General features: G+C 70.3%; 3 protein-coding genes. All 3 read right to left on the minus strand.

Going from position 1 to position 5,161, the window contains the following annotated elements; translation table 11 throughout:
* A partial coding sequence (locus QYS60_RS25615; protein ID WP_371384644.1) for an AMP-binding protein occupies positions 1 to 2,403 on the minus strand: 2,403 nt, incomplete at its 3' end.
* A 288-nt stretch (positions 2,404 to 2,691) separates the two neighbouring features.
* Positions 2,692 to 3,039: a hypothetical protein gene (locus QYS60_RS25620; RefSeq protein WP_003936303.1), complete on the minus strand. Its 348-nt coding sequence runs from the start codon at positions 3,037 to 3,039 to the stop codon at positions 2,692 to 2,694.
* A gap of 75 nt (positions 3,040 to 3,114) precedes the next feature.
* The gene (locus QYS60_RS25625) at positions 3,115 to 5,076 is read right to left on the minus strand and encodes an acetoacetate--CoA ligase (protein WP_371384646.1); all 1,962 of its coding nucleotides are present in this window, start codon (positions 5,074 to 5,076) and stop codon (positions 3,115 to 3,117) included.
* Between the last annotated feature and the right edge of the window lie 85 nt (positions 5,077 to 5,161).

A 5,161-nucleotide genomic window follows, 5' to 3' on the forward strand; every position in this document is an offset into this window, starting at 1 on the left:
GAGGACGTAGACGCGGCTGTTCCACTGGGGGACGCCGATCGGGACGGTGGTCACGTCCTCGGGAGTCGCCCGGTGGTAGGTGATCGAGACCGCGGCCTCGGTGGGGCCGTAGAGGTTGTGCAGCTGCGCGGCGCACAACTGGGCGAACGCGGCCGCCGTCTCGGACGGCAAGGCCTCGCCGATCACGAACACGTGACGCAGCGTGTCGCACGAGCCGGGCCGGGCATTGGCGACGAACACCGTGAGCATCGACGGCACGAAGTCGGTGAGGGTGACCCCGTGTTCGGCGATCCTGTCGGCCACGTACATCGGGTCGCGGTGGCCGTCGGGGGTGGCGATCACCAGGGTCGCGCCGACGCGCAGGGGCATGAAGAAGCCCCACAGCGACACGTCGAACGTCGTCGCGGTCTTCTGCAGGTACACGTCGGACGCCGACAGCGCGTACTGGTCGTTCATCCACCGGATCTGGTTGTCGATCGCCCGGTGGGTGACCGCGACGCCCTTGGGACGCCCGGTGGAGCCCGAGGTGAAGATGACGTAGGCCGTGCTGTCGAGCCGTACCGGCCCGAGCCGGTCGGCGTCGGTGAGCGGGCGCGTGTCCAGGCCGGCGAGATCGACGCGGTCGATCTCGACCACGTCGAGGCCGGCGGGCAGATCCACCTGGTCACGCGCGGTCGTGACCACGCAGACGGGTTGAGCGGTGTCGAGGATGTAGGCGGTCCGGTCCGCGGGATGGTCCGGGTCGATCGGCACCCAGGCCCCGCCGGCCTCGAGGATCGCGTACATCCCGACGAGCAGCTCGAGCGAACGCCGCACCGACAGTCCGACCAGGGACTCCGGTCCGACGCCGCGCGCGACGAGCAGTCGCGCGAGCGCGTTCGCGCGGGCGGCGAACTCCGCGTAGGTCATGCTCTCGCCCTCGTACACGAGGGCCGTGGCGTCGGGTGTGCGTGCCACCTGCTCCTCGAACTCCGCGAGCAGCGTGCGGTGGTCGAGGGGGTGCTCGGTGCGGTTCCACTCGGTGAGCACCTGGGCGGTCTCGGCACCGGTTCCGAGGGGCAGGTCCCACACGCGCCGGTCGGGATCGGCCGCGACGAATCGGTCGAAGAACTCCACGAAGCGGGCGTGGTGCGCCCGGGACTCCTGCGCGCCGTACAGGTTGGGGTTGGACTCGAAGTCGATGTGGGTGTGCGTGCCACCGCTCTTGTAGACGTTGACCCCGAGGTCCTCGATGAGACCGGTGGACAGGATGTTGATCCGTCCGACCATGTCGCCGAGGCGGACCTCGTTGTCGAACAGCATGATGTTGACCCACGGTCCGAAGAACGTCGAACGGCCGCCGGCCGCACTGCCGGCGTCGCGGACGATGTCCTCGTGGCGATACCGCTGGTGTCGCAGCGCTCCCGAGACGGCAGCGGTGGCCGACGCGACGAGCCCGCGCACGGTGGTGTCGGCGGCCACCTCGAGGCGCAACGGCACCACGTTGGAGACCATGCTGCCGGACCGGCGCAGCACCGCGGTGGTCCGCGCGGCGACGGGCAGGCTGAGCACGACGTCGGTGCGGCCGGTCATCTGGGCCATGTAGGCGGCGAAGGCCGCGATCACCGCGGTGGCGAGGCTGGTGCTCTCGCGTTCGGCGAAGCGGTCGACGAGCCCCTCGACACGGTCGTCGAGCGTGGCACTGTCGATCCGGCTGACGGGGGCCGGCGGTGCGGGACGACCGGCCAGGCTGGTGGGTTCGTCGATGCCTTCGACGACCGACGACCAGTACTCGCGGTCGGTGTCGAACCGCGACGAGTACCGGTACCCGATCTCGGCCTCGTACACGGTGCGCACGTCCGAAGCCTTGTTCGGGCTGGGTTCGGCGCCCTCGACGGCCGCGGTGTAGAGCTCCGCGATGCGGGTCATGAAGGTCGCGGCACCGAAACCGTCGAGCGCGAGATGGTGGACGCGGTTGTACCAGAAGTAGCGGCGCTCGCCGAGTTGCAGGACGGTGGCCGAGATCAGCCGGTCCTTGAGCACGTCCACCGGGGTGCTGCGGTCGGCGCGCATCCATTCCATCGCGGCCTCGCGCGGATCGTCCGCGTCCCGCAGGTCCACGTATCCGATGGAGGCGTCGAGGTTCGGATCGACGAGCTGGTAGGGCTGCGCGTCGACCTCGAGGAACCGGAGGAAGCCGGAGCCCATCTCGAGGGCGGCGCGGGCGCTGGCCTCGAGCAGGAGGTCACGGTCGAGGTCGCCGACGAGCTCGACGTACTGGGCGATGTTCGCGGGCACCGACGGGTCGACGTGTTGCGCGAACCACATCCCGAGCTGTGCCGGGGAGAGGGGGAAGGCACCGTCCGGCACGTTCGCCGCGTTCGTGTTCGTCGCACCCGATCCGCCGACACCCAGCGAGTCCAAACCCCAACCTCTCTCTCACCGTCGGACGCATGCCCGACCGTCGCGCCCGGTGACCCGGGCGAGCACCGTGCTCAGGTATATCTGCTGTTCAGGGGAGGAGCGTTACACGACGGACAACGGCGCGAACGCCGCGAGACCCGCCGGGACAACGATCACCCCGCCTGTCGGCGCGGAGCTGCCCGAGCAGGTTACTCGCCGGTCGCCTTCCGGCCGCGTGACTTGCGCACCGGACCAATCTACAGGGTCGGTAAGGTCGGCTTCATCTTTGCCGCCGCGGTGTCGGAGCGGTCACCAGAGCACGGCGATGACGACGTTGAGGATGCCGAGCGCACCGGCCGCATGTGCCAGGGCCGCGGTCGAGCCCGGGTTCTGCCGTTCCTTCTTCATCCCGACGATCGCGATCACGAGGATGACGACGGCGACGACGAGCTTGACACCGATCTTCATGTGGTTCAGGTCGGCGTCGTCCGCCTCGTTGAGCCCGACCAACGCAAGGCCGGTCACCACCTGCAGGATCGCGCCGTGCAGCATGCCGGCCACCACGCGCGGTTCCTTGATCACGGCGAGCCAGGAGCCGATGATCCCGGCGAGGCCGATGAAGTGCAGGATGAGGAAGATGTCGATGGCGAGCGTCATGTGGCCATCGGATCACCCGAACAGGACAAATGTCCAGTCGGGTGACCCTCCTCGCTCCGCGGGTCGTGCCTCAGCTCACCGACGCTGCCGCTGGCGGGCATACCAGTCGAGCAACTCCGGTGCGTCGACCGCGCTGCGGTCGACGGTGCGGGCCGCGTCCGCCCCTTGGAAGAGCCGCTTGATCGGCACCTCGAGCTTCTTCCCGGTGCGGGTGTGGGGAACGCCCGGCGCCGCGACGATGTCGTCGGGCACGTGCCGCGGCGACGCCTGCTCGCGGATCACGGTGCGGATCTTCTCGCGCAGTGCGTCGTCGAGGGTGGCGCCGTCGGCGAGCACCACGAACAACGGCATCCAGTAGCCGCCGTCGGGCTGCTCGGCTCCGATCACCAGGGCTTCGACGACCTCGGGGAGCTTCTCGACGGCCTGGTAGATGTCGGCGCTGCCCATCCGGACCCCGTGGCGGTTGAGCGTCGAATCGGAACGCCCGTGCATCACGACCGTCCCGCGCCCGGTGATCGTGATCCAGTCGCCGTGCCGCCACACCCCGGGATAGACGGAGAAGTACGCCTCGCGGTAGCGGTGACCGTCCGGGTCGTTCCAGAATCGGACCGGCATCGACGGCATCGGGGCGGTCACCACGAGCTCCCCCACCTCGTCGCGGACCGGCCGGCCCCGCTCGTCGAACGCGTCGAGGGCGACGCCGAGATACGGCACCGACAGCTCGCCCGGCCACACCGGCACGGTGCGCACGGCACCGACGAACGCGGAGACGACATCGGTGCCGCCGGTGATGGACATCACGGGCACGTGCTCGCCGACGTTCTCGGCCAGCCACTGCGACGACGACGCGGGCAGGGTGGACCCCGTGACGCCCACCGCCCGCAGGGCGGACAGGTCGTGGTCCCGCCGGGGAACGACGCCCGCCTTGATGCAGGCCAGCACGTATCCCGGGCTGGTCCCCAGCACGGTGACCCGTTCCTGTGCGGCGATCCGCCACAGCCGGTCGACCTGCGGGTGCGACGGGCTGCCGTCGTAACAGACGATCGTCGCCCCGACGAGCAGCCCGGCGGCCTGGAAGTTCCACATCATCCAGCTCGGGCTGGTGTACCAGAAGAAGGTGTCGTCGGATCCGAGGTCGGTGTGCAGCGAGACGGCCTTCAGATGCTCGAGCAGGACACCACCGTGCCCGTGCACGATGCCCTTGGGAAGCCCCGTGGTCCCGGACGAGAACACGACCCACAGCGGATGGTCGAACGGCACCGGCTCGGGACTCAGCGGGTGTTCTCCGACGGTGGCGGCCTCCCAGGTGAGCGCGCCTTCGAGGTCCTGGTGCGGGTCTGCCAGCCGGGGCACCACGACGGTCAGCACCAGCGAGGGCAGTTGCTCCCGCAGCCGGGCGACCGCCTCGGCGCGGGGGTGGGTGCGGCCGGCGAACCGGTAACCGTCGGCCGTGATCAGGGCGGCGGGGTCGAGTTGCCCGAGCCGGTCCACGGCCGCGGGGGCCGAGTAGTCCTGGCCGCAGGCCGCCCACACGGCGCCGATGCTCGCGGTGGCGAGCAGCGCGACCACGGCCTCCGGGATGTTCGGCAGGTAACCGACGACGCGGTCGCCGGCACCGACGCCGTGCTCGCGCAGGGTGGCGGCCAGCGCGGCCGCTTGCCTGCGGAGTTCGGCCCAGCTCAGTTCGGTGCGTTCGCCGTCCTCGCCGACGTGCACGATCGCGGGGCGGTCGTCGCGCGCGTACCGCAGGGCGTGCTCCACGTAGTTCAGGCGCGCGCCGGGGAACCAGACGGCTCCGGGCATCGTGGCGTCGTCCAGCGCCGGTCCCGGGTCGGTGCGTGACCGTACGTCGAACCAGTCCCACACGTCCTGCCAGAACGGTCCGAGATTGTCGACGGACCACCGCCACAGGGCGGGGTAGTCGGGGAGGGAGACGCCGTGGCGCTTTTCGACCCACCGGGCGAAGGCGGTGATCCGGGCGCTCGCGACATCCTGTTCGGTGGGGGTCCACTGGGGAGGGATCTGTGTGTCGGTCATGCCCTCGCGCCCCCTCGGTGATCACCTGCGCGGGCCTCGACGGCGCGGTGCAGGATCTGCTCGGCGTGCCGCAGCACCGGCGCAT

This window comes from Rhodococcus sp. GXMU-t2271 (genome assembly GCF_041414735.1).
In the GTDB taxonomy this organism is placed as follows: Bacteria; Actinomycetota; Actinomycetes; order Mycobacteriales; family Mycobacteriaceae; genus Rhodococcus; species Rhodococcus indonesiensis.